Here is a 25,620-nt window from a genome sequence, read left to right on the forward strand (position 1 = left end):
ACACGAAGTGAATCAGGAAGCAGTTCGGCATCGAATCTTGAATTCAGCCGGGCCTTCCGGTGCTCACGTACCCAAAACGTACGCTCCGCTCCTGACGTCCCTAGCTTCATCCAACCTTCTCGGTGCTGAAAATCGACCTTTTTGAACACGCACTTAATATAGAAATAACCTTATGGCTTCTCCGGTAAAAATTCATTGGTAAATGCGCGGTCTGCGTCAAGTTCCTTCTCCAGCAGCTTGCGCTCAAACATCCAGTCGGCGTACCCCGACCATACTTCGGCTTTCTGTTCGCCCCAGCGGGCTGCATCGTCCTGGTAACGGGGGCTCAGCCATTTCTGGCTGGCGAGAACCAATTCGGCATCCAGGTCAGGAACAGCCTTCGTCAGCAGGGCTGCTGCATCTTCAGGATGTTGAATCGCATAGTCATAACCTTTTGAAGTCGCCCGCATGAACGCTTTGACAAGCTCAGGGTCTTCCTGGATCTGCTTCTCGTTCGTTACGATCACCGGTGTGTAATAATCAAGCTGCTCCGAGTAGTCCTTCACATAAATCATGTCAAGCGGCTCATGGCGAAGCTCGGCTTCAATACCCGTCCAAGCATAGAAAATCCAGGCAAAATCAATGTCGCGTTTCACGGCCGTAAAATAATCGGCATCGCCCATATTGACCATATTCACCTTGCTGACATCGGCGCCATCGATCTCCATGATGGATTTCATGACCGCTTCCTCCACAGGCGAGCCCCAGCCGCCATAGGATTTTCCTTCAAAATCGCCTGCCTTCACGATGCCTTTGTCCTTGGGGGCGGCAAATCCGGATGTATTATGCTGAATGATCGCCGCAACGGAGACGAGCGGCAATCCTTGGGTTCTCGCCAGCGTTACGCCTTCCTGATAGCTGATGCCAAACGGTACGTTGCCGGATGCGACCAGCGTATCCGTTCCGCCTGCTCCCGGCTGGACGATCTGGACATTAAGCCCTTCTTCCTCATAATACCCAAGCTCCTTCGCTGCATACAGGCCGGTGTGATTCGTATTGGCGGACCAATCGAGCATCAGCTGTACGTCACGGAGTTTCCCGGGAGTCTGACTGTCTTCGCTTTCAGCACCTGTTTTCTTGTTCTCTCCGCTTGTGCCGCATCCAGACGCAACCATCAGCAGGATGCAAGCAAGAAGCAGTGGAATCCATTTTCCCTTCTTCATCGTTTCTTCTCTCCTTTGAATTCTCTTTATATTACCTCGTTAGCTCCATAAAAAAAACGCCCTGATGACATCAGGACGCATGACGGCGTAAGTGTATACCACGGCAAATAAAAGCTGCCGCAAACATGGGCTTCCTACGCTGGCATTACCCAGATCAGGTGTAAGGGTCAGTATCATATCGGATACACTCTCAGCCGGCCAAATTCCAGCTCCCCCGGTATTTATGAAGTTTCGATCATTACATCCGCTATTATAGTCCTAACACAGCAGACCTGTCTAGTTCGAAGAGGCGCGAACGTGACAGGTCTTTGTTAGAACACTAATGTAATGGGAGAATGAATTGATGCTATGAACCTTTCACAAGGTAAAGTGTTTGAATACGGCTTCACGCAGAGGTTAGCGCTGGAAGAACTCAATCCATTCCCCTTCGGGGCCATGTACGAAGAAATAACGGAAACCGTTCGGGAGCGTCACGATTTCCTCGTCCAAGTGAGGAACGTCAAGTCCCTGAACACGGGCATATTCCTCTTCAATGTTATCCGTGCTGACTGCAAAATGATGTACAGTTCCTTCCGAAGGCAGTGTGTCGCTGTATCCCTGAATAAGCTCGACTTCCGTCTCGTTGCTGCCGTTAAATCCTAGGAACGCCAGCTGGATGATGCCATTGGTATGAGTCAGGCGGTCCTTCAGTTCAAGTCCGACTACGGATGTATAGAAGGCGATTGTAGCTTCAAGGTCCCGGACAACAATACCAACATGATCCAATCGTTTCTGTGACATGGTTCAACACCCTTTCCGATTCATATAAGATATGACTGAAATATTATCATATAATTCCTATACGTCAAGTGGGTGTTATATTGTTCTGCACAGGCTAATAAGATGATTTTTCTTTCATTTCCTCATCTTTACTTTTGGGTGGGCAAAAAGTATCATGAGAAATAGAAATGTTAATTCAAAAGACCTAACACACTTAAAGTGAACCCGCTTACCTTTTGGCCGAGGAGGAATGCTTATGAGTCCAACTCCAGCAGATCATCTGTGGATTCGACTCGCCATAATATATGCATTCATTCAGATAATGATCGCTCTGTGGATGCCTGATGCTTTATCGCTTCAGCGTGTTCTAGTCATTATTTCTCCTGCAGCCGCTTCCGTTTATTTAATGCGGATTCGTCGGCGTTATGAGGTTCATCTTCGTAGGTTTTGGCTTATTGTGAGTCTCGGATTGATGGGGGAGGCAGTGGCCCGAATCCTCCACGCATGCAATATCTGGTTTGCAAAAGAGAGCGCTTCCTCGCCGGTTCTAACCCATTTGTTCTGGGGGCTTGAACTTATCCTGTTCGCAAGTGCTCTCATTTATTTATTCCGGCATGTTCAGGGTTCGTTTCGGGGGCTGCGGTTTATGCTGGATATCGTGATTGTTGGCATAGCGGTCATGACGGTAGGATGGGAATATTTCATCAAGCCTGAGCTTCAGGGTCTGGCCCATGAGATCGTATGGGGAAACCTTTGGGTGGACATGCTGTATCCACTGTGCGCAATGGTACTTATTTTTTTTACACTGGTGTTGTATTTCAATACCGGACAGTTAAGGAAATGGGCGACCATTCTGTTATGTCTTGGCGGAAGTACATTTATTGCCGGAGATGTTCTGTATATCTATCTCGTTGATATTTTGAATATCGAGGTTCGCTCCTACCTGTATCCACTCTACACGTTATCGGTATTTTTCATTAGTTTCGCAGGCGGACAGTCCGCTCCTGATACCCGTAATCCATCTGTTGGCGAGCGGGAGCCGCGTTCAACCGGAAACCTGATCGTAAGGTACCTGCTTCCCTACAGCGTGCTCGGCGGGATGTTTGCCCTTATGGCACAGTATTTTGGAGGGTGGAATGGACTGTTTACCGGCCTTTCCCTGTGCGTTATCCTGATCCTGTTCAGGCAGATTTTAATCCAGTTTGAGAACGACCGCTTGTTTGATCGACTGCATGAAAGTCTGATGCAGAGTGAATCCCTGGCACATCGTGATGATCTTACGGGGCTGTATAATCGTCGTTATTTTAATGCAAGGCTGTCAAATTCGCTGAAGGAGGCGGACCGCGCAGGTTCCCGTGTAGGCTTGCTGTATATGGATATGAACCGTTTCAAACGAGTCAATGACCGATACGGCCACCGTGCCGGCGATTTGTTGATACGAAAGGTTGCAGACCGGCTTCAATCACTCGAATCCAAGGGAGTATTGGTTTCCCGTTTAGGAGGAGACGAATTCACCGTTATGATCCATCCGGCTGGCGATGATCAGGAACTGATCTGGATGGCGGAGGAGATCTGGACGATGCTTAGCGAGCCGTACGAACTGGAAGGGCATGAGGTCCGAACCACGCCGAGTATCGGTATTGCGGTTTATCCAGATCATGCCAGAAATGACCAGGAGCTGATTGGTCGTGCGGATGCAGCGATGTATGCGGCGAAGGAACGGAACGCCCCCTGGCATTTTGATGTAGAGCGGACGATGATGCTGCAGCTTTTGGACCAAAAGGTGAGTAGATGAATGTATGACCGTAGTGTCGACAATAGGTTGTTAAAAGCAATATAAGTCGATTTTTGTAGAATTTGACGCAATCATTGCACGAATCTTGCGCATTTCTCTTAATATAGGTCATAACTTCGATATAAAATCCATAAAATGCAAAGAAATCATATTCAAAATGCCGATAAGAAGCATAGTGAGAGCTAGCTTGCCAAGGAGGACGAACATGATTTGCGACAATTGCAGCACCTTTGAACCGATTGAGGACCAGGGGACCATTCATATGAAGCCTGCAAGTGGTGAGCTTATTCAGTTGCTGGCAGTGAACGGCTACACGGTACAAGAGAACAATGAGGGTTGTGCTGTGAACTACAAGGTACGTGCGGACCTGATCTCTATGATGAAGTGTCTGCAGCCCCTTCCGCTGAAGATTCGTCAAGAGCTGTCCTTCTGTGTTACCGGTGGAGAAGCTCCGCAAATCCGGCATTCGTGGACCCCTATGCAGAAGTTCGAACTGCAGATGGAGCATTACGATATGGTGAGTATCATTTTACATAAGCAGTTTACGAGCTACATGCAGCCCATCGTGGACACATCCGAGCAGATCGTGGCCTACGAATTTCTCCTTCGTCCGGTAGAGTGGGGAGCCAGGTTCCAGCCGTATGAGCTGTTTGAGACAGCCCGTAAAACCGGATTGCATGCATTTCTGGACCGGGCAGCACGAACCAGTGCCATTGAGACCAGTGCCGAGTGGCTTCCTATCGGCGTGAAGCGATTCGTGAACTTCCTGCCATCCTCCATATATGATGCGCAGATGTGTCTAAGCCACACCTTTAATACCATCGACAGGCTCCATCTGGATCCGAGGGATTTCGTATTTGAGGTCGTGGAAACCGAGCAGATTGATGATGTTAAGCATTTGCAATCGATTTTCGAGGTTTATCGCAGTCATGGAATCTCGGTAGCCATGGATGACGTCGGCGCAGGTTATTCCACATTGGAGCAGATGATTAAGCTTAAGCCGGATTATGTAAAGATCGACCGGAGTCTGATCGACCATTGCGATCGAAATCCCGCCCAGCAGAAGCAGCTCAAAATGATCACCAACATGGCTCATGATTTTGGGGCCATGGTGCTGGCTGAAGGCATTGAGAGACGGGAGGAGTTTCATTTTTGCCGAGAAATCGGGATCGAGCTCTCGCAGGGGTATTTGTTTGGGAAGCCATCTGAACGACCTCCGCGTGACCTCATTCTCAACTAATCTATTCATAGCATACATAATCGGCAATTCCCCCGCCATCTTGATGCGGAGCTTTGGCATCTGGTTGCCGCAGCCTTCGGCTGAGTCCGGACAATACAGATGCTTGGCATGGATGAAGATGGGTCCTTCAAGGAGTAATGATGTCTGAAGGAGCCCGTTCTGTAAAAACAAGGGCCCTGGAGTGTTCTCCAGGGCCCTTGTTTTTATATAGTTCGGGGTAGCCATTGATTGAACCAGCATGCTTGTTATCTTGCGGCTGTTACCTCTCCAAACCCGCTGATACTGTATTCCTTGCCATTCACGTTCAGGATAGCCGGCGTATCCGTTTCGTTCACGATGATGGTTTCCTTGCCCTTGACGTTGACCTTCAGGCGGGACCCGCGGAACATCACCTTGAAGGAGAAGGAAGACCAGTGGCCTGGAATGAATGGATTCAAATGCAATACGCCATCCTTCACACGCAAGCCGCCGAAGCCATGCACAACGGACATCCAGGTTCCCGCCATACTGGTTGTATGACAGCCGTCCTCGGTATCGTTGTTGTAGTTGTCCAGATCCAGGCGAGCTGTACGGAGGTACATCTCGTACGCTTTCTCCTGGTACCCAAGCTCGCACGCGAGAATGGAGTGAACGCATGGCGAGAGGGAGGACTCATGTACCGTGAACGGTTCATAGAAGTCGAAGTTTCGTTTTTTCGTAGCCAAGTCGTACTGGTCGCCAAGGAAGAACAATCCTTGCAGCACGTCAGCTTGCTTAATGTATACCGAGCGCAGAATGCGGTCCCAGGACCAGTTCTGATTCAGGGGCAGGTGGACTGGGTCCAGTTCCTTCACCGGAACAAGCTCCTTGTTGAGGAATCCGTCCTGCTGCAGGAATACGCCCAGCTCCTCGTCTACCGGGTAGTACATTTTGCTGATGATATCCTGCCATTTGGTCGTTTCGACATCCTGCAGCCCAAGCTTTGCCGTAAGCTCGGTATAGCGGGAATTCTCGTTCTCTTTCAAATATTCGAGCACGTCGAGCGTGTATTCCATCGTCCAGCTGGCCATGCGGTTTGTGTACCAGTTGTTGTTCACATTGTTCTCATACTCGTTCGGACCGGTAACGCCGAGCATCATATACTGATCCTTCGCTGGCACGTAGTTCACGCGCTCTTCCCAGAAACGGGAGATTTCCACGAGCACTTCCAGACCATATTGGCCGAGGTAAGAGAAGTCGCCAGTATAGTTTACATAGTTGTAGATGGCATAGGCAATCGCGCCGTTACGGTGAATTTCCTCAAAGGTAATCTCCCACTCGTTATGACACTCTTCGCCGTTCATCGTCACCATAGGATAGAGAGCGCCTTTGGTAAAGCCGAGCTTCTTGGCGTTTTCCTTCGCTTTTTCCAGGTGCTTATAACGATAAATCAACAAGTTGCGCGAGATGCTGGCATCCGCGGTGCTCAGGTAGAACGGCAGGCAATACGCCTCGGTATCCCAGTAGGTACTGCCGCCGTATTTTTCCCCGGTGAAGCCCTTCGGCCCGATATTCAGACGGTCGTCTTCGCCGCTGTAGGTTTGGTTCAGCTGGAAGATGTTAAAGCGGATCGCTTGTTGGGCTGCTACATCGCCTTCAATGACGATATCACTTTCCTTCCATTTATCGCCCCATGCATCGGCTTGCTCCTTCAGCAGCAACTCAAATCCGGTCTCGATCGCCGGCTCCAGCACAGCACGTGCAGCATCCACCAATTCGCCGAATCCATGATTGCGGGAAGTAACATTAGCCACATATTTATAGATGGTAATGACTTCGCCTTCAGATACCTGCACGCTTACGCGGTTCCCCGCATATTTCTCTTTCTCCACCAGTTCCGCTTGAAGTTCCAGCTTCTCGCCGTTCTTTAAAATAGCATAAGACATGACGGAGGTTACATGGAAATCAAGCTTCTTGGTTTTTACAGTCAACGCGGCCGAACCTTGCGCAGCTTCCTTGAATACTTCAAGCCAGAATTTCTCGTCATAGTTGGAGTCTTTGTTCTTCACATCTCCATCGAGATAAGGGGTAATCGTAAGTTCACCACTGAAATTGAGTGGTGTAACTGTATAACGGATGGCACCAATCTCATGGCGTACGATGCTGACAAAACGGACAGCTTCAACCTTGAGTTCTTTGCCGTCTTCCATGACAGCGGTGAAGCTGCGGGAGAGGAAGCCTTCCTTCATATTTAGCTCACGCACAAAATCCTTCACCGTGCTCTTAGCCAGATCAAGCGGCGCGCCGTCGATTTCAATGCCGATGCCAATCCAGTTGGTGCTGTTCAGGACTTTGGCGAAATATTCAGGATAACCGTTCTTCCACCAGCCTACACGGGTTTTATCCGGATAATACACGCCGGCCATATAACTGCCTTGCAGGGAGGAGCCGCTGTAGGATTCCTCGAAGTTGGCGCGCTGGCCCATAAACCCGTTCCCGATACTGAAGATACTCTCCGAGATCTCATGCGTGTGAGGATCAAAGCCCTCCTCAATAATTGACCATTCATCAAGCTTTAAATATTGTTTCACAATCATCGGCTCCTTTGTTTTTAGGAAAAATGGTTGCAGATCTATATGGGATGAAACTACCGGATGCCGTAAGCATGTGTACGCATTCGCTTACAACTCCTGCAGGCGATCCACCGTAAATCCTTCCAGGGAGGGAAGAACGATGTTGGCCCGCCCCAAGGTTTCAGGCGAACCGATGCCGACGCTGCGCATTCCCGCGCGCGTGGCCGCTTCGATGCCGGCCTCGGCATCCTCGAATACGACGCAGGCGTCTGGCCGGACGCCAAGCTCATGAGCACCCAGCGTAAATACCTCGGGATCCGGTTTCGCTTGGGCAGTCTTCGTTCCATCGATAATGGCATCGAAGTAAGGCGTGAGGCCGGTATTGTTCAGGATCAGCATGGCGTTTTTGCTGGCGGAGCCCAGCGCAACCTTGATGCCGCGGTCCTTCAGCGCTTGGATGAATTCGAGGGCTCCAGGCAAAATCTCGGATTCATCCATGTTGGAAATATACTCGACATACCAGGCGTTCTTCTTCTCGGCCAGTGCCAGCTTGGAGCCTTCATCCAGCGTCACTCCGCCAACCTCGAGCAGAATATCGAGGGAGGCCATGCGGCTTACTCCCTTCAGGCGTTCATTGTCCTGCTCCGTGAATTCAAAGCCGAGTTCCCCGGCAAGACGCTTCCAGGCAATGTAGTGATACTTGGCGGTATCCACCAGAACGCCGTCAAGATCAAATAAACAAGCGGATAGGGATGACATGAACATCCTCCTTAACGAATTAGTGCAAACGTTTGAACCGAGCTGCAAAAATAAAGGAAGCACCACGATGCTTCTTTATTTTGAAATACTTCGTGTATCTTCCGCATTATGAAAACATTTGTGTATCTTCCGCGATTCGATCCGGACCTTAAGATTTCGGGAGCGAAAACATCGAGGATTCGCGGATCATCAACCGATGCGGAATGATATAACGGTGCGGCAGTATCGTGTTGTCATCGTTACGAATGGTCTGGATCAGCGCTTGCGAGGCGGTATAACCCAGGTTATAAATCCCGATGTCCACACTGCTCAGCGGCGGGGTCGATAGTTCGGTCAATGAGATATTGTTGAAACTGATAATGGATACATCATCGGGCACCTTATACCCTAGCTCATGCAGTCCCCGCAGCACGCCGAAAGATACAATATCGTCAACAATGACTAGGGCCGTCGGCCGTTCAGGCAGGTTCATGAAAAAAGACATGGCGCGATAGCCGCTCTCCTGAAGGAACTCGCCTTCGACAATCCACTCTTTTCTCATCTCCAAACCTGCATCGGCAAGTGCTTTGCCATAGCCCTTCATCCGGTCCTGAGATACGATCAGGTTAGGAGGGCCGCTGACAAAGCCAATCCGTTGATGTCCAAGGGAGATCAGATGCTTGGTTGCATCATAGGCAGCCTGCACGTTATCGGTATCGACGGATAACAGATCCGGGTATTTCTCGCTCCGGCCGACAAGCACGAACGGATAGTTGTTGGACTTGAGAAAATCGACCACCTGATCGTCCTGCCTGGAGTATAGCAAAATGGCGCCGTCGACGCGGCGACCGTTAAGCAGCCGGGATACGGCTTCGACCTCTTCCTTCTCGTTGCCGCCCGAACTGAGAACGACGTCGTATCCGGATCGGTTCGCTTGGGTGACGATACCGCGAATCAGTTCCATAAAGAATAAGTTGAGGAACAATTCCTCCGCAGGTTTCGGCAGAATGACGCATATGCTTTCCGTCGTTTTGGAAACAAGGCTCTTGGCCATAATATTGGGATGATAGCCCATTTCCTCCATGATCTCTTTCACCTTACGCGAGGTTTCGCGGCTGATTCTAGGATGATTGGAAAGCACCCGTGAGACGGTGGAGGGGGATACGCCCGCTCGTTTTGCGACATCTTTAATCGTTACAGACATAATAGGACCTCCAGTGGAACCGTTTGCGTTTTTTTGAAAATAAGAAAGCGACTACTGGAGTTCTCTCTTATTTCAGAAGAGTAACTTCCGCTAATCGCGGACCGTTCTTCTTTATTTAATTGTGGGTCTGTCAGGCCCTGAGTATACATGATACCAATTGATCTAAAGCCATATTGATCCGGTATGTTAAACGGTTTCACACTGCTATATTAACGTTAATCGATAGGCTTGTAAATACGTATCCAAGTCAGTCCAACGCAATTATTTCACAAATGCATCAAAAAAGAAGCAAGGGTTAGAAAACGGGAGAAAGGGCGGTATAATCACCAGAAAATCCCGAAAAACAACTTAAAACGGCATTGTGCAAACGATTTAACAAAACGAAGAAGTGAGTTATGATATGGATGGATAAAAACGGGCCGTCATCGGGCGGAGGATGATGAAATTCAAGTTGAACCCTAAAATGTAACCGTTTTACTGGAAAACACTAGTGACTTTGTATACAAACGTTTGCGCCATTCTGGAATGCTGTAGAGATACAAGAGATCCTATCGAATACATAAGTGCAGTGACTGGATGAACATCAGCTGCTGCAGCGAACAGGAGGTAACACGTGATACGTTCTACATGGGGAAGACGTAGGGCCCTACCTTTATGGCTCGTCGCCTTTGCGCTTACGGGAAGTCTGCTGACAGGCTGCAGCGGCAACGCAGCTCCACCGCAAGAGGAGGCTAAGCCGCCAGCGGCACCGGAAACGAAGCCGTCGGATCCGGAAGCGCCTCCAACAATGGAGACATCGGAGGTGGATGAGCAGCCCTCGGATGTCTATTATGAAATTTTCGTACGATCATTCTATGATTCCGATGGGGATGGGATCGGTGATTTACAAGGTGTCATTGAGAAGCTGGATTATCTGAATGACGGAAATCCGGACACTACTGGCGATCTTGGCGTGACGGGGATTTGGCTGATGCCGATCAATCCTTCGCCAAGCTATCATGGCTATGACGTGACCGACTATCGTTCCATCCATCCGGAGTACGGAACGCTGGATGACTTCAAGACGCTGCTTGCTGAAGCGGATAAGCGCGGAATCAAAATTATTATGGATTTGGTAGTCAATCACACCAGCACGGAGCATGCCTGGTTTCAGCAGGCTGTGAAAGACAAGGCTTCGGCTACCCGCGATTGGTACATCTGGGCCGAGGATCAAGGGAAGACCCCTTCGGGGGCCAGCGCGGCAGGCAGCGGCTCGCCTTGGCATGAGATGAACGGGGCCCATTATATGGGCACGTTCTGGGGTGGAATGCCGGACCTGAACTTCGACAACCCCAAGGTCCGCGAGGAAATGAAGGATATCGGGAAGTTCTGGCTGGAGCTCGGTGTCGATGGGTTCCGGATCGATGCAGCCAAGCATATTTACGAGGATCTGATGTCCGATAAGGGCGAGGCAACCACGGCCAAGAATACGGCCTGGTGGCAGGAATTCCGCGCCAGCATGAATGAGGTGAACCCGGACGCTTATATTGTCGGGGAGATTTGGGATAATTCCGCTGCGGTCATTGCGCCGTATCTGGATAACGCATTTGATTCCGGGTTCAACTTTAGCCTGGGCGAGAGCATCATCGGTGCTGCGATGAACGAGAAGGATAACAACCTGGCCTTCACCCTGGAGCGGACTTATGGTTTGTTCAGCCAGGTATCGGGCGGCAAGTTTACGGATGCCGCATTCTTGACGAATCATGACATGAACCGTGTGATGTCCCAGCTGAAGGATGACGTGAACCATGCCAAGATGGCTGCCGGTATTCTACTGACGATGCCGGGCAATCCGTTTATCTATTACGGTGAAGAGATCGGGATGAAGGGAGCAAAGCCGGACGAACAAATCCGCGAGCCGATGATCTGGTCCAATACGGGCAGCGATAAGGGGCAGACGACCTGGGAGCCGCTTAAGCATAACCGGGGCGATCAGGTGCAGGGTGTGGAGCAGCAGACGGGAGACCCGGCTTCCCTGCTATCCCGCTATCGCACGCTCATCCGGTGGCGGAATGAGATTCCTGCCCTGAATAGCGGCACGATTGAATCCTATGCTTCCGGCAATGGGCAGGTGATGGCGTATATCCGCCGTACCCAAGACAACAAAGCCCTTGTGGTCCATAACCTGTCAGGCGAAGAGCAGACGGTCGATTTGGCGGCAAAGAGCGGGGAATCGCCATTCCAATCCTTGTCGAAAACAACGGACGATAGAGCGGTATTAAGCGGCAGCAGCTTAACGCTGCCGCCCTATACAACCGTCATATTGGAGTAGGTCGCAGCCTAACCCTGCTGCCCTATACAACCGTCATATTGGAGTAGGCAGCAGCTTCTCTATTGAGTGGAACACTAAAAGACCGCGAGCCCCTCTTGGAAGGAGGTGTGCTCGGGGTCTTTTTGACCGTTAGGATGCCTCCATATGAGCCTGGAAGACGTAGATGTCTAGGATTGAAAGTGCCGTAAATATCTGGCTGTTAGGGAGTGCGGGTTCTTCAGCAGATCAGCCGGTTTACCGGAGAACAGAATATTCCCGCCGTCTTGCCCCGCGCCGGGCCCCATGTCAATAATCCAATCGGCCTGGCTGATGATATCCAGATTATGCTCGATCACAATGACCGTGCTCTTCTGACGGACAAGGCGGTTGATGATGGACATTAACCGCTCGCAATCGGACAGATGGAGGCCTGTCGAGGGTTCGTCAAGCACATAAATTTCACCTTGTTTATCAAGCTCGGCCGCCAGCTTCACCCGCTGCCGTTCCCCTCCCGATAGCGTGCTTAAGGGCTGACCGAGCGTCAAGTAGCCCAGACCAACATGCTGAATGCGCTGAAGTGCAGCCACGATCCCTTGTTCCGTGAAATAATCCAGCGCTTCGTCGGTGGTCATGGCGAGCACGTCACTGATGTTTTTACCGCGAAGTTGATAGCGTAGAACGTCATCATGAAAGCGGCGGCCCCGGCAGGCTTCGCAAACGGTAACCAGGCTGTCCATAAAAGCCAGATCCATCGTAATCGTGCCGGAGCCGTTACACACCGGACAAGCCCCCTTGGCATTAAAGCTGAACAGGGATGGACTTACCTGATTCTCGTCGGCGAACAGCTTGCGGATGGCATCAAAAATGCCGGTAAACGTTGCAATATTGGAGCGGTTAGACGCCTGGATCATGTCCTGGTTAACTATGATGGCCTCCGGGTAAACGTTCGGCAGCACCTGGTTAATGAGTGTGCTTTTGCCTGACCCGGCAACACCTGTTACCACCGTCAGCACTCCGGCCGGAATGCTCACGGACACCTGCTTCAGATTGTGAAGGGAGGCGTCCTCAATGTGCAGCCATCCGGCCGGCTCCCGGACCACGGACTTTAACCGGGCACGTTGACTGAGATATTTTCCTGTCAGGGTGTTGGCGTGCCGCAACCCTTCCGGGTCTCCCTTATACACAATCGTACCGCCAGCGGTGCCGGCTCGCGGCCCCATATCGACAATATGATCCGCAATCCCGATGACGTCGGGATCATGCTCCACGATGATGACCGTATTCCCCTTATCTCGAAGCTGTTGCAGCAGGCGGTTCATGTTGTGCACATCGTGCGGATGCAGGCCGATACTGGGTTCGTCAAAAATATACGTTAAATCCGTCAAGCTGCTCCCCAACTGGCGCACCATCTTGATGCGCTGGGACTCGCCGCCGGACAGGGTCGCGGTTTCCCGGTCCATCGTCAGGTAACCAATCCCGACCAGAAGCAGCTGCTCCAACCGAGTTATGCAGGTTTCCACGATGGTTGCTGCCGCCGGATTCTCGATCGTCTGCAAAAAAGCGATCAGCTCATTGACCTGCATCCGTGCACAGTCGGCGATGGATGTTCCGTTGATATTGCAGGAGAGCACCTCCTGATTCAGTCTCCCGCCATGGCATAACGGGCAGGTGGTCTCAGCCACCACTTGATCAATAGCTTCCCTGTACGTCCTGGCATCCCGTGAATCCTTGCTCAGGAACGTTCGCTCCAATCGGGGGATAATGCCTTCATAATACGAGGTGGGCGGCCATTCCTCCGTTGGGTTCGGCGGTTTAAAGCCGGTTTTGTACAGCAGCGTGTCCCATTCTTCCTCGCTGTAATCCTTCAGCTTCTTATCATTATCAAACAGGCCTGTGGCGATATAACGCTTCCAGCGGAACTCCCCCGGACGGAATGTCGGGAACCGGATGGGGCCTTCATTCAGCGATTTCTCCTTGTCGATCAAGTTCTCGATCCGAAAGCTGTTCACTTTGCCCAGTCCCTCACAGTGGGGGCACATGCCTTGAGGATTGTTAAAGGAAAAGACGTCCGCATATCCGACGAAGGGCCGGCCTATCCGGGAGAATAACAAGCGCAGCAAGGAATGGATATCGGTGATGGTTCCCACGGTTGAACGGGCATTGCCGCCGATTCTTTTCTGATTGACGACGATGGCCACCGACAGGTTCTCAACCGAATCGACCTCCGGCTGCCCGTAATGTGGGAGACGATGACGGATAAAACTGGAATATGTCTCATTCAGCTGACGCTGGGATTCCGCGGCAATCGTATCAAAGACCATGGCGGATTTGCCGGAACCGGACACACCAGTGAACACCGTGATTTGTTTTTTGGGAATGGTCAGGCTCACGTTACGCAGGTTTTTGTTTCGGGCACCGTTTACCTTGATGGCCTGTTCCATGTGGTTGCACATCTTGAGGACTCCTTTCTTGTATCGTTTTGACCTGGACACAGCAATAGCATATCTTATAAACATGACAATTCTTGTCTAGTTATAACGTGTGAGGTGTGTATTATGTCAAAAGCGAAACAGCTTATGGATGTCATCATGTATGTCAATGCCAAAAGGAGTTTTACCGCTCAGGAAGTGGCCGACGAATTCGGCGTTTCCGTTCGCACGGCGCACCGGTATCTTACCGAAATCAGCGATATGGGCGTTCCCTTATATACGGAGCAAGGGCGGCACGGGGGATACCGTACATTGAAGAGTCGCGTTCTTCCGCCGATCCTGTTCGATGAAGATGAAGTGTTTGCTATATTTTTTGCCTTTCAAGCCTTAAAGCGTTATACCTCGTTACCGTTTGAGCTGAATATCGACTCTGCCTCCCGCAAGCTGCTGGCCGGATTTCCGGAGGATACGAAAATGATGATCAGCCGTCTGGAATCGGTGCTGACATTTTGGAGTCCAAACAGAACCGCAGGGTCCCCTTATCTAAAAGATGTCATTGAAGCCGCTCTTCATCAGCGGGCTATACGGATCAGCTATCGTTCGAAATCGGGCACGAGCGACCGGGAAGTGCTGCCGATCGGCGTTTATGCCCAGGATGGTTTATGGTATATGCCCGCGGTGGAACGCGAGAAGGAGGGTGTGCGTGTGTTCCGCATGGACCGGATGGAATCCTTAGCCCTGACCGATAACACCTATGCGGTGGACTTTAGCATGCAAGAATGGCTCGAGGACTATCCCATTCGGGAGCCGGTTCGATTATATGCCGAGCTGACAAGAGAAGGGGCGAGACAGTGCGAGAGCATTGCGTGGCTGGAGAACGAGGTGGTCATGCAAGATGAGCAGCGGGGCATTGTGGACACCATCGTAGATCGCAATGATTTTGAATATGTCGCTCAGGTCTTCCTGCGTTTGGGTATGGAGGCGAAAGTCATTGAACCTCAGGAGATCGTTAATATGCTGAGGGAGAAGGCAAGGCAGCTGAGCTTGCATTACGGAGTGGCGGATACATAGGTGCCCGAATCACCTAAGGCCCGTAAGATTAAGTGGCGCGAAGTGTTTGGATTGAGATTCAGAGAAGGTTGAAGAAGGATCAGGGTTGGTTAGCGAACTAGATCCCTGCACGCTTGGTATCCCATGATACAATGACAAATGATGGATCAATGTATATATAAATAGATACGGAAGTCTATTTTGACTTAAAAGATCTAGGGAACCTCTTCACAGGGGATATGAATATGGGCACGAGAAAGGAAGATGGATCATGAGCGCATGCATTCTATATATCGAGGACGACCGGGAGATCGGCGGGTGGGTCAGTGAATTTCTCAGGGATAAGGGCTATGAGGTGCGGTGGCTGCTGACTGGAGAGAAGGCCGTAGAGGAAGCGGCTCCGTGTGCGGTCGTTGTTCTGGATGTCATGCTCCCGGGGCTTGACGGTTTTACAATCGGGCAGCGCCTCAAAAAAGCCTATCCTGGACTGCCTATCCTGATGCTGTCGGCCCGCACCTCTATTGACGATAAGCTGCAGGGGCTTGAGTTTGCCGATGATTACTTAACGAAGCCTTTTCACCCGGACGAGCTGGCTGCCCGTCTGGAAGTGCTTCTGCGCCGGTCAGTCGTGAAATCAGCGGAGCCCATGAGAGTAAAGCACTTATCCGTATATGAAGCCGAGAATCGGATCGTGAACGAAGATACCGGCGAGGAGACGCTGTTGACCGGCAAGCAGTATCAAATCTTTATGTACCTGCTCCAGCACCAAGGGCGTGTCATGACCAAGGAGCAAATTTACGAATCGGTTTGGGGAGAGTCTTATATCGAGGGGGACAAGACGCTCATGGTCCATATCCGGTATCTGCGCGAGAAGCTGGAGCGGGATCCCGCCAACCCGGAGATTATTGAGACGGTTCGCGGGCTTGGTTATCGGGTGAGAGCATGAGATGGAGAAGGAAGCAGGGCAGGTTCCGCAATTCCCTGACCAACCGCTATCTGCTGTTAATCTCAATGGCGATGATCTTCATGCCAATCATGTTTCCGTTAGCATCGATTTTTTACTGGTTCGTGAATGATACGTTCTCGGATCGGCCGCCAGCCCCTGTCGGGAAGTATACCAGCGGTGCCGTGTTAGAGAAAATGTGGCATGCGGAAGCAACCCGATTAAGCGGAGCCTCGCCGAAGGTTATTGAGCAGAAGCTGAATTCGATACGGCAGGAGTATCCGGAAATCTCCATGTTCTGGGTGGACAGCAGCAATGAGACTAGGCTGCAGCTGCCTGCACAGCCTAACATTCCCGAGGTATGGAGCGCCCTCTATACCGTGCAGTTTATGAAAAACTCCCTGGATAGTGACCCGTTCACATCCGTCGCTTTTATTGGGGGAGAGGGATCGGGAGAAGGCTTTATGGTCATGCAGCTGCCGAGAAAATATATCAATGTCCAGCAGCCCATTGCCAGCGAAACGGCGCTGTACGGCCTGTTCATGGCCTTGATGTCCGGACTGTTCATTCTGGTCTCCTGGCTGTTCTTTGTGCGCATCCGCAAGCGGCTGCTGCGACTTCGCTTTGCCATGACGTCTTCTCATACGGTGACAGGCATACCGCAGCCGGTTACCTTAACCAAGCATGACGAGATTGGGCAGCTGGAGGAGGGCTATAACGATATGGTCATCCAATTAGAGGAGGGTCAGCGCCGCCAGCGCGAGGAAGAGGAGCTGCGCAAGTCGCTGATTGCCAATCTGTCTCATGATCTGAGAACCCCCTTGACGGTGATTCGAAGCCATATTTTCTCTATGGAGCGGGAGCCGCTGAGCGAGAAGGGGAAAGCATCGTTGTCACTCATCGAATCGAAAATCGCGGATTTGGGCGGCCTGATCGACAACCTGTTGTCCTACAACCTGCTCACCAGCGGCAGAGTGCAGCTGAACATGGAGCCGACCGATGTTCTGCGAATCGTCAAGGAAAGCGCTGCGGCTTGGTACCCCGTATGGGAGAAAGCGGGGATCGAACCCGATATCCAGGTGCGTGACGAGCCGCTAAGCTGGAACGTGGACGTGCTGTGGTTCCGAAGGCTTCTTGATAATCTGTTCCAAAATGTCGTCCGCCATGCCAAATCCGGGAAGTACATCGGAATACACACCGAGGAGAGAGAAGGGCTTGAGGGCGTGCTTGTCATTTCGGATCACGGACCGGGAATCGAAAGCGACTCCGGCAACAAAGGAACAGGCATCGGCCTGGCCATCGTGGATCACCTGACAAGGGAGATGGGACTTGGCTGCCATGTGGAAAGCTCGGACGAGGGAACGAGGATCCGCATCTGGAAGCGGTGAGGAAACAAGGGGTGGGCTATCAAGCATCATATCTGGGATGGTTGAGGTCTAGATCGAATATATAAAAAGAGGAACCGGCATTTATAACGGTTCCTCTTTTTTGCTGTCCATAACGGAAAAGACATCCTATCAGGCGTCTTTGTACCATTACTTTTCGCTCGAGTTTCACGAACTCGTCAGTGAACCGGGTTCATAAGCAAGGCAGGCTACAGTTGCTAGACTGAGAGAGAGCCATTTCGAAATCCAAACGAACTAGAACATTCATATTCATAGTTAACCGCGTTCTAATCGTAACTGTTAATTAGGCTGCGACTGGTACGAGTTCTCAAGCTTTGTCAGTCGGCAGGAGCAGATGCAGGCTCTATCATTCGTATTAGTTTATGTGAAGGAACCCCTTGCACCCTTGCAGATACACCAGCGGAGGGGACGGAATCGTTGCTGGAGAAGCGAAGCGTTCGCCTTTAAATCCGGGAAACCACCCTTGGGCAAATTCCAGTTTCCTGGATTTAACAGCGATCGGAAGAACGATCCGGCACCGGAGCGGCCTTTGTTGCACCAAGTCACTCTTAGCTCTTTTCACGAAGTCATCCCTATCTGCACGAAGCTCCAGCGACAGAGATCCACGAAAATTCCCACGATGGTGGCAGCCACTCCGAAACCGTTTGGATAGTCTGCCGACTTTTTAAAGAAAATTTAAACTTCAGGTCGACCGGCATTTAACCTTGGACATGTAGGATTTATACCTGAGGTGATGAACGTGACGGAACTCGTCATTCAAACAAAAGGCTTATATAAAATATACAAAAAGCGCGCAGCCGTTGTGGATTTGAATCTGGAGATCGCCCGCGGCGACATTTATGGCTTCCTCGGACCGAACGGTGCCGGAAAAACAACGACCATCCGCATGCTGCTCGGACTCATTCAACCAACGCGTGGTGCGATTCATTTGTTCGGCAAGGATTTGAAGAGTGACAAAATGGACATTTTGCGCCGGACCGGATCGCTCGTGGAATATCCATCCTATTATGGCCATCTAACGGCCGTAGAGAATCTGGAAGCCATTCGCCGGATTACCGGCGGACCGAAATCCCGCATCTCGGAAGTGTTGGAGATCGTCTCCTTGACGAAGGAAGCCAAGCGACCGGTCAAGGGGTACTCCCTTGGGATGAAGCAGCGTCTTGGCATTGCAGCCGCCCTGCTGAACAATCCGGAACTGCTCATTCTGGACGAGCCGACCAACGGCCTGGATCCATCCGGTATTCATGAAATCCGGGAGCTGATCAAGAATATGCCGCGCCAATACGGGATAACCGTGCTGGTATCCAGTCACCTGCTGGGTGAGGTTGAGCAGATGGCCGATAAAGTCGGCATCATCCGCGAGGGGCGCATGGTGTTCCAGGATACGATCAGCAACCTGGTATCCACGGCGTCCAGCGGCTTCCGTCTATCGGTGTCCGAGCCGGAGTTAGCGCTCGGATTGGCGCTGGACCTGGGCTGTGAAGGAGTTTTGCGTAATCAGATGCTGGAGCTGGAAAGCATGCAGGACGCCAAGATCGCGCTGCTCGTGAAGCGACTGGTGGAGAATCAGCATGCGGTGTACCGAGTGGAAGAACAGCGGAAGTCGCTCGAGGATATCTTCATGCAGATCGTAGGGGAGGGAAGCCGGGTATGATGTTCCGTGCGCTTTCCGCCGATTGGCTGAAAATCCGGGGCAAAGGCATTTGGTTTCTCGCTGCGCTCGGTCCCATCGGGCTGGCAGCGATGCAAGGGCTGAACTTCGGACTTCGATATGATTACCTGATGAAATCCTACGCGGCCGATCCATGGGGCGGGCTGCTGGAGAATGTACTGTTTTTCGTACCGATTGCCCTTTTTCTTGGGATTACACTGGTCTGCTCGTTGATGGCCAACGTGGAGCATCAGCTGAGCTCGTGGAAACAACTGCTCGCATTGCCTATTTCCAGAACGGCGGTATTCAGTGCCAAGTTCGTGCAGGCCTTCCTGATTCTCTGCGTATCCTGTCTCCTTCTGTCGATCAGTACCGCCGTGCTCGGCATCGTACTGGGGATGGGCGCAGATCAAATGCCATATCTAGATCTGCTGCGCATCGGTTTTGTGCAATTAATGGCTGCGCTTCCCATGCTGGCCTTTCAGCTGTGGCTATCATTGACGCTCAAGAACCAGGGGATCGCGGTCGGAATCGGGATTACCGCCTCCGTTGTATCGATGTTTGCCCTGCAGTTTCCCGATTGGATGCCGCTAAAGTGGCCGCTGTTGGCTTACATGGGTCCGGGAGAAGCTAAGGTCATCGGAGCGGGTCTGCTGCTGGGTGCGGTGATCACGTGTGCCGGCCTGATTCATTTTAACCGAAAGGATGTGGACTAAGATGGCATCCTGTATAAGAGCCGTGTCCGCAGAGTGGCTTAAGCTGTCAAAATCCAAATTGTGGCCGCAGATTTTCCTATGCGCGATCCTGGTCATGCTGGTGGGCATATTAAATGGAAAGCCTGAGGAGCTGGCACCATGGGAGCATTTGATCAGTATTATGATCATCCTGCATGCGATGCTGCTGCTCCCGATTCTGACGGGGATCTTTAGTGCCATGGTGTGTCGGTATGAGCATACGGGCGGGGGGTGGAAGCAGCTGCTCGTCCTGCCGGTTTCACGCGGTGCCGTCTATTTTGCGAAGTTCTCGGTGGTGGCCATGCTGCTTGCCGTGGTGCAGTTACTGTTCATGGGAGCCGTCCTGGGAGCCGGTTTGATCCATAAGGTGGAAACACCGATTCCGTGGGAAATGCTGCTGCGCTGCGTGCTGGGCGGATGGGTTGCCTGTTTGCCGCTGGCCGCGCTGCAGCTTGGAGTCTCCACAGCCTGGAGCAGCTTTGCCGCTCCGCTGGCATTGAATGTGGTTTTTACCATACCGAACATGCTGGTGGCCAACTCGCAGACGTATGCCCCTTACTATCCATGGACACAGCCGTTTCTTGCGATGATGCCAGCAGGTCAAGCCGATTTCGGTGCATTCAACCTGCCGTTTGAGAGCCTCATGACCGTCGTGGTTGGCGGGTTTCTCCTGTTCTTTCTTGCGGGCTTCATTTATTTTCAGCGGAAAGAAGTGTAACTCTTCAGAACTGAATTTCCAGTTGGCTTGGTTTCATGAAAAAGAGCTGCCCCTGGCCTTTACGGCCTGTTGGAGCAGCTCTTTATATATATTTCTATGTGTAACGAACCCTTGGTTTCGCTATTGAGGCAAATCCACCCACACATAAGGGGTGTCAGCGGCCGTCAATCCATACTCGATAATCGTGATGACGGCGACCGTTTCTGCCGGGTTGACGGCGGGCTTGCCCGATTCGAAGAAGTTCACCAGATTCTCAATGAACAAGGCAAAGAAATTCGAATTGGCGGTGACTTGCTTGAAGCTCCCGGCGTCATTCTTTATGCCTAGGGTAAACGGGCAGTTCTCCCCAAGATGATTCAGCGTGGCTTGACGTCCATCACCAAAATCGATCAGCAGGGCGGGGGAGTCAGGTGTTCCGATGTACATCACCCTCTTTGGGCTGGCCCCCATCAGGCTGACGATCGGCTCGATCTGATGGATCGAGTAATTGGCGAATCCGCCGGGGCCCCAGCTGCTGATGGTTTGGATGTCGCTCCGGTCCAGCTCCGTATATTCGCTCGCAAAGCGAAGGGCGGACGTTGAATACATCGGCGTTCCGTGTTTTGCCGCCAGATCAAACAGGCGGATAGCCGTGTATCGGTCAGGCGCGAACGTTTTATCAATATAAGTTGGCTTGCCGGATTGCAGCGGAAGCTGGGATAGCTCCTCATGGAATTCCGGGTTATCCGGGGACAGCACGATCAGGTAATCGCTGCGCTCCACCACGTCTTCGATCGTGGGCAGCAGCTCAATTCCATTCTCCTTGCTCCAGGCTTCGTTCGTGAGCCCGTTCTCTTTGTCTCTTTTGCCGTAGGCGTACACGACCTTCATGGCACTTTCCGTAGCCTGTTCAATCCAGCCAGGATATTTATTCGCATGGAATTGGTCCAGATGCAGGTCGATGAATCCGATTTTTTTCATGATTAATGATCCTCCCTGGCGTTCGAACTATAGGTTAAAGGCTGTTCTGGGCAACGGGCTGCAGCGAAACTTCTGCGCCTTGGTCGGACGAGTCGTAAATCGCCTGGATGATCTGGGAGGAGAGGATGACCGTATCGATATGCGAAGGCTGCTTCTCCCCGGTTTGAATGCAGCGGATGAATCCGTCGATTTCGTTCTGGAACATGCTGCCGAGATTGAATTTCGGCGTGGTTTCGATCAATGCGCCGTCCTCCGTGGTATAGAAGGTGAAGTCCGCGCCGTACTTCAGCCGGATGCCGCCTTTGTTGCCGAGGAAGTCGATGAACATTTCTTCGGCACCGATATTTTGCGCCCATGCGCCATTCAGGGAAATGGTTGGGCCTTCCGTGCGGACGAGAGCCGTGACAAAGTCATCGACGTCATACGTGCCGTCATATTTCGGCGGACCTGCCCACATGTTGAGGAAGGTGTAATTCTCCATATCTTTGCCCAGCTTGCAGTAGGCCTGCCCGGAGACGGTCTTCGGTTTCGGATCGCCCGTACAGTACATCACGACATCGAGGAAGTGAACGCCCCAATCGATCAGCGCGCCGCCGCCAGCGATGGCTTTGGTCGTGAAGGCGCCGCCAAGTCCCGGGATCGAGCGATGGGAACGGAAGCTGGCATATACGTGATACAGCTCGCCGAGATCGCCGTTTTGGATCATTTTTCTGATTCTGTTTACGCTTTCATTGTAGCGGTTGACCACCCCGATATTCAGCGTCTTGCCCGTTTCGTGCTGAACCTTTTGCATTTCCAGTGCTTCCGCGTAGGTCCGGGCTGCCGGCTTTTCGCATAATACATGCTTGCCTGCCCGTAAACAATCGATGGCGATGGAGGCATGGACGTCATTCGGCGTACAGATGGATACGGCATCGACCTCGGGATCATTCAGAATTTGTTGGTAGTCCTCAATGGCTTGACCGCATTCGTATTTGGCGACGGCGGTTTCGGCCCAGTCCTTCACGATATCGCAAAAGTATTTGATCTCGGCGTCTTCGTTGGCCATGTAGGCGGGGATATGGGCACTGTTCGCAATCGTGCCGCAGCCAATCACGGCAATTGTAATTTTGTTCATCGGTTCTCCTCCAAAATCGTGGATTGATGATGCAGGGATTACATGAGCCTGACACTTGATTCTTCGTTCTTGCTTGCCCCGAGTATAGCATGGGATCGCTCGCTTCGATTTCACTATCGTGTTTATTTATTGGATTATCGTACCGGGGTGTTAGTCCACGGTTTTAAAAGCATTCTTTTTATAGTATGCGGGAGTCGTTCCCGTATATTTCTTAAAAATGCGGCAGAAGTAGGGAAGCTCGTTAAACCCGACCTTGAAGCATACATCGGTTACCGTGAGTTCAGGCTCCGTGAGCAGCCGCATGGCCATCCGTATCCGGTAGTTGGCCAAGTATTGGCTGAAGGTCCGGCCTGTAACCTCCTTGAATCGGCGGCAAAAATTAGTCCGGGACATCATCGTCCGGGCACACAGATCCTCCAGCCATAGGGGCTGGTCGAAATGGTCATGAATATACTGAACGGATTCCAGGATGGGCTCTCGGTACTGGTCGCTGCCTGCGGTGATCGATGGATGCTTTCCCTGCTCGGCATGCTCGCGGTTCACGATCGCCAGCAGCTTCAGCAGATTGGCTTTTAGCAAAATATCAAAGAATGGACCCCGGCTTCCGTACTCGGCCAGCATTTCGGTTAGGAGCTCCTTCACGGCCAGGTCGCTGCTGCCGGTCAAGGTAATTTTGAGCGGGACGTTATCCTCGGTCGTAACAAATGAGTTGATGAAGGCAAGGTCGAACAGCTGCGGTTCGGTCGGCGTCTCATTTAGTCGTTCATTAATGAAGGCCGGCATGAATTCGCACCCCAGCACCTCCAGCTCTTTGCCCGGTATCATCTCCACGCGATGGACGCTATAGGGAGGAAGCACGAATATATTACCTTGGACCATCCGGTATTTTTGACCATAGAGCGTATGGATGAATTCGCCTTTGCTGACATACCAGATCTGAAGATAATCGTGCATATGGTCGGATAAACTCCCGAACTTTTCGGTAATCCGGTACATTTTGCAGGGCAGGCCATTCATCATTTCCAGCTCCGATGTAAAGTAGGCGATTCCTCTTCGGGTACATTCGGCGATATCTGGTGCCAGCCAGTGAATAGCCATCGTTCTTTACCTCCTCACGTGCATGTCGATCCTGTTATTAACAGCATAACTGATTAAGGGCATGAAGGAAGAGGAAAATTGAAAAAGTTAATCGAATTCAAGGCGTTTAGGGCAGAGTGAAAAAATGACGAGACCTGGTAACAAATGGACATCGGCAAACGTCTGTAGGTTAGAGGTGATGTTGTGATGAAGACCTTGAGGACATTCAAGCTGACAAATAAGGGTCTTGTTCTGCTAGGGCTGATGATGGTGGTGCTGCTGGCAAGCTGCGGCTCCGGGAAGGATGGTGACGTGAAGGAGTCTTCCGAGATGGGGGGACGAGGCACAACTTCCGTTATGGAGGAGGATAGCAGCCAATCCCAAGATCATGTGACGATCCACCGCGGTCAAACGTTCGGCAAAGTCAACTCGAGTATTTTCGGAACGCTGGATAGTGTGGAGGAAGTGGAGGGATTTGATGAGGCCATTCGTAAAGCCATCAAGATGCCAGGCATCATGGATGTAAGGGAGCCCGATTATGATGCGGTGATCCACCTTGACGGGAAGAGCACGTCCATTCATCTGTGGCTAGAATCCGACAGTACACGTGGAATGTTTACCTATATAACGGATACCGGCACAGGATATAAACTGACCGAAAAGTCGACAGCCCAGCTTAAAGAATCGATCGGTCAATTGCGATATACACCTGAGCAGGCCATGGACAATGGGGATGTTGTATTAAGCTTGGGCGGAATCGCCAACCGTGAGATATGGGACAAATTCATGATGGAGGTTAAGAAGAAAAAGCCCGCTTCTGTACAGCTGACGACCTATACAAAAGAGGGCAGCCCCATTTTTAGTGATTTGGAGTATGGTGACCAGGGCGAGTTCTTTCGGCATCGGTTCGATACGACCCATGACCCGATGGGCATGCCTATAAAATCCGTCGAATTCTGCAAGGAACTGGTAGCGGAGCAGACGGAACAGGGAATCGAATATCGTCTGAACGGCTGCGGTGAGGGGGATGCTCAAGAGAGTGAGACTTTCTATGTGCTGTTTCCCTTTGATCGTGTGATTCAAGATAACTGAAGATCATATCCCTTTTCGCGTGCGAAGAACAAATTTCGTGTTGCAAAGAGCCGAGGCGTCCTGAAACACAGGTGAACCCCCGGCTCTTTTTTGTTATGGGCAAAACTCTTGCAGCATCTGCTCCTTCACTTCTTCAATGGGGAAGTGCTGGGGATACGTGGATATCATCAGCATGATCCCCTGCAGGGTAGAAGAGAAGTACAAGGAGCGCTTGCGCGGCTCGGGAACTCCGAGGCCTTCGAATATGCGGCATTGAATCTCAAACTGCCGTGCAGCCTCTTCCACAAGACGCTTGCTGTAGGGAAACAACTCTTGATCCGCTTCGGGCTGGGTTTGAAGATGCAAGTAAAACCGGAATACTTCCGGCTGCTGATAGACGTTGTCGATGGCTTGCTCCAAAATAAATCTCAGCTGATCTGCAGGTGCTTGGAGTGAAGCGGCATTCTCTATGACTTCGGCCACGCCTGCAATTCGCTCCTCGACCATGGCGGCCAGCAGTCCTTCCTTGCCTGAAAAATAGTTATAAAGCAGCCCTTTGGATATTCCGGCTTGCTTGGCTACATCGCTAATGGAAGTGGCATGGTAGCCCTGATGGATAAACAAATCCATGGCGGCTTCTAAAATTTTGTCTTTTGCTATCTGGCGTATGCGTTCGTTCTCGCTGGGTGTGCGTGGCATGAAATC

21 protein-coding genes and 1 riboswitch are annotated in these 25,620 nt (G+C 51.5%); of the genes, 10 read left to right on the forward strand and 11 right to left on the reverse strand.

The genetic code is table 11. The annotated features are described in order from the left end of the window. Positions 1-170: 170 nt before the first annotated feature. Complete coding sequence (locus tag ABEW73_RS31765; protein WP_430170401.1) at positions 171-1,202, reverse strand: ABC transporter substrate-binding protein; 1,032 nt, start codon at positions 1,200-1,202, stop codon at positions 171-173. A 114-nt stretch (positions 1,203-1,316) separates the two neighbouring features. Further along, positions 1,317-1,428: riboswitch (TPP riboswitch) on the reverse strand. Positions 1,429-1,598: 170 nt separating this feature from the next. Beyond that, complete coding sequence (locus tag ABEW73_RS31770; protein ID WP_430170399.1) at positions 1,599-1,982, reverse strand: VOC family protein; 384 nt, start codon at positions 1,980-1,982, stop codon at positions 1,599-1,601. A 235-nt stretch (positions 1,983-2,217) separates the two neighbouring features. Here ABEW73_RS31770 and ABEW73_RS31775 point away from each other — a divergent pair, with 235 nt between their 5' ends. Together ABEW73_RS31775 and ABEW73_RS31780 are read left to right on the forward strand one after the other, a co-directional pair. Then, the gene (locus ABEW73_RS31775; protein ID WP_430170397.1) at positions 2,218-3,756 is read left to right on the forward strand and encodes a diguanylate cyclase domain-containing protein; all 1,539 of its coding nucleotides are present in this window, start codon (positions 2,218-2,220) and stop codon (positions 3,754-3,756) included. A 205-nt stretch (positions 3,757-3,961) separates the two neighbouring features. Next, positions 3,962-4,996, forward strand: coding sequence for an EAL domain-containing protein (locus ABEW73_RS31780; protein WP_430170395.1), 1,035 nt, complete (start codon positions 3,962-3,964; stop codon positions 4,994-4,996). A 245-nt stretch (positions 4,997-5,241) separates the two neighbouring features. Here ABEW73_RS31780 and ABEW73_RS31785 read toward each other — a convergent pair whose 3' ends face one another. The 3 genes from ABEW73_RS31785 to ABEW73_RS31795 form a co-directional block, all read right to left on the reverse strand. Continuing rightward, positions 5,242-7,545: a glycoside hydrolase family 65 protein gene (locus ABEW73_RS31785; RefSeq protein ID WP_430170393.1), complete on the reverse strand. Its 2,304-nt coding sequence runs from the start codon at positions 7,543-7,545 to the stop codon at positions 5,242-5,244. A 90-nt stretch (positions 7,546-7,635) separates the two neighbouring features. Next, on the reverse strand, positions 7,636-8,286 hold the full coding sequence (gene pgmB / locus ABEW73_RS31790) for a beta-phosphoglucomutase (RefSeq protein WP_430170391.1): 651 nt from the start codon (positions 8,284-8,286) through the stop codon (positions 7,636-7,638). 148 nt (positions 8,287-8,434) lie between these two features. Next, entirely contained in the window at positions 8,435-9,469 is a 1,035-nt protein-coding gene (locus tag ABEW73_RS31795; protein WP_430170389.1) for a LacI family DNA-binding transcriptional regulator, read from the reverse strand. 613 nt (positions 9,470-10,082) lie between these two features. Between ABEW73_RS31795 and ABEW73_RS31800 the strand changes: the two genes are divergently transcribed. Then, positions 10,083-11,780, forward strand: coding sequence for an alpha-amylase family glycosyl hydrolase (locus tag ABEW73_RS31800; RefSeq protein ID WP_430170387.1), 1,698 nt, complete (start codon positions 10,083-10,085; stop codon positions 11,778-11,780). Between the two features lie 167 nt (positions 11,781-11,947). Here ABEW73_RS31800 and ABEW73_RS31805 read toward each other — a convergent pair whose 3' ends face one another. Further along, positions 11,948-14,212: an ATP-binding cassette domain-containing protein gene (locus tag ABEW73_RS31805; protein WP_430170385.1), complete on the reverse strand. Its 2,265-nt coding sequence runs from the start codon at positions 14,210-14,212 to the stop codon at positions 11,948-11,950. Between the two features lie 102 nt (positions 14,213-14,314). Here ABEW73_RS31805 and ABEW73_RS31810 point away from each other — a divergent pair, with 102 nt between their 5' ends. From ABEW73_RS31810 to ABEW73_RS31820, 3 genes are all read left to right on the forward strand, one after another. Beyond that, a complete protein-coding gene (locus ABEW73_RS31810; RefSeq protein WP_430170383.1) occupies positions 14,315-15,259 on the forward strand; it encodes a helix-turn-helix transcriptional regulator in 945 nt (314 codons plus the stop codon). Positions 15,260-15,509: 250 nt separating this feature from the next. After that, positions 15,510-16,184, forward strand: a complete 675-nt coding sequence (locus tag ABEW73_RS31815) for a response regulator transcription factor (protein ID WP_339270002.1) — start codon at positions 15,510-15,512, stop codon at positions 16,182-16,184. Next, positions 16,181-17,569, forward strand: coding sequence for a sensor histidine kinase (locus ABEW73_RS31820; RefSeq protein ID WP_430170381.1), 1,389 nt, complete (start codon positions 16,181-16,183; stop codon positions 17,567-17,569). The genes ABEW73_RS31815 and ABEW73_RS31820 overlap by 4 nt, the downstream gene beginning before the upstream one ends. Before the next feature lie 373 nt (positions 17,570-17,942). Here the strand turns inward: ABEW73_RS31820 and ABEW73_RS31825 are convergent, their stop codons facing one another. Beyond that, on the reverse strand, positions 17,943-18,149 hold the full coding sequence (locus ABEW73_RS31825) for a hypothetical protein (RefSeq protein ID WP_430170379.1): 207 nt from the start codon (positions 18,147-18,149) through the stop codon (positions 17,943-17,945). A 171-nt stretch (positions 18,150-18,320) separates the two neighbouring features. On the opposite strand from ABEW73_RS31825, the gene ABEW73_RS31830 reads away from it, so the two are divergent. Genes ABEW73_RS31830 through ABEW73_RS31840 form a run of 3 tightly spaced genes read left to right on the forward strand, consistent with a single transcriptional unit; the run spans position 18,321 to position 20,690 of the window. After that, a complete protein-coding gene (locus ABEW73_RS31830) occupies positions 18,321-19,241 on the forward strand; it encodes an ABC transporter ATP-binding protein (RefSeq protein ID WP_430170404.1) in 921 nt (306 codons plus the stop codon). After that, positions 19,238-19,954 (forward strand): ABC transporter permease, encoded by a 717-nt coding sequence (locus ABEW73_RS31835; protein WP_430170378.1) that lies wholly within the window; start codon positions 19,238-19,240, stop codon positions 19,952-19,954. Before ABEW73_RS31830 ends, ABEW73_RS31835 begins: the two co-directional genes overlap by 4 nt. A 1-nt stretch (position 19,955) precedes the next feature. Beyond that, on the forward strand, positions 19,956-20,690 hold the full coding sequence (locus ABEW73_RS31840; RefSeq protein ID WP_076322286.1) for an ABC transporter permease: 735 nt from the start codon (positions 19,956-19,958) through the stop codon (positions 20,688-20,690). Between the two features lie 120 nt (positions 20,691-20,810). Here the strand turns inward: ABEW73_RS31840 and ABEW73_RS31845 are convergent, their stop codons facing one another. The 3 genes from ABEW73_RS31845 to ABEW73_RS31855 form a co-directional block, all read right to left on the reverse strand. Continuing rightward, positions 20,811-21,650, reverse strand: a complete 840-nt coding sequence (locus tag ABEW73_RS31845) for a hypothetical protein (RefSeq protein ID WP_430170376.1) — start codon at positions 21,648-21,650, stop codon at positions 20,811-20,813. Positions 21,651-21,684: 34 nt separating this feature from the next. Beyond that, complete coding sequence (locus ABEW73_RS31850) at positions 21,685-22,767, reverse strand: Gfo/Idh/MocA family protein (RefSeq protein WP_430170374.1); 1,083 nt, start codon at positions 22,765-22,767, stop codon at positions 21,685-21,687. A 150-nt stretch (positions 22,768-22,917) separates the two neighbouring features. Next, a complete protein-coding gene (locus ABEW73_RS31855) occupies positions 22,918-23,865 on the reverse strand; it encodes an AraC family transcriptional regulator (protein ID WP_430170372.1) in 948 nt (315 codons plus the stop codon). A gap of 186 nt (positions 23,866-24,051) precedes the next feature. On the opposite strand from ABEW73_RS31855, the gene ABEW73_RS31860 reads away from it, so the two are divergent. Beyond that, on the forward strand, positions 24,052-24,936 hold the full coding sequence (locus tag ABEW73_RS31860) for a DUF4362 domain-containing protein (protein ID WP_430170370.1): 885 nt from the start codon (positions 24,052-24,054) through the stop codon (positions 24,934-24,936). Between the two features lie 93 nt (positions 24,937-25,029). Here the strand turns inward: ABEW73_RS31860 and ABEW73_RS31865 are convergent, their stop codons facing one another. Then, the gene (locus ABEW73_RS31865; RefSeq protein WP_430170368.1) at positions 25,030-25,614 is read right to left on the reverse strand and encodes a TetR/AcrR family transcriptional regulator; all 585 of its coding nucleotides are present in this window, start codon (positions 25,612-25,614) and stop codon (positions 25,030-25,032) included. Positions 25,615-25,620 lie beyond the last annotated feature (6 nt).

Source organism: Paenibacillus lautus (assembly GCF_050482385.1).
GTDB classification, from domain to species: domain Bacteria; phylum Bacillota; class Bacilli; order Paenibacillales; family Paenibacillaceae; genus Paenibacillus_AQ; species Paenibacillus_AQ lautus_B.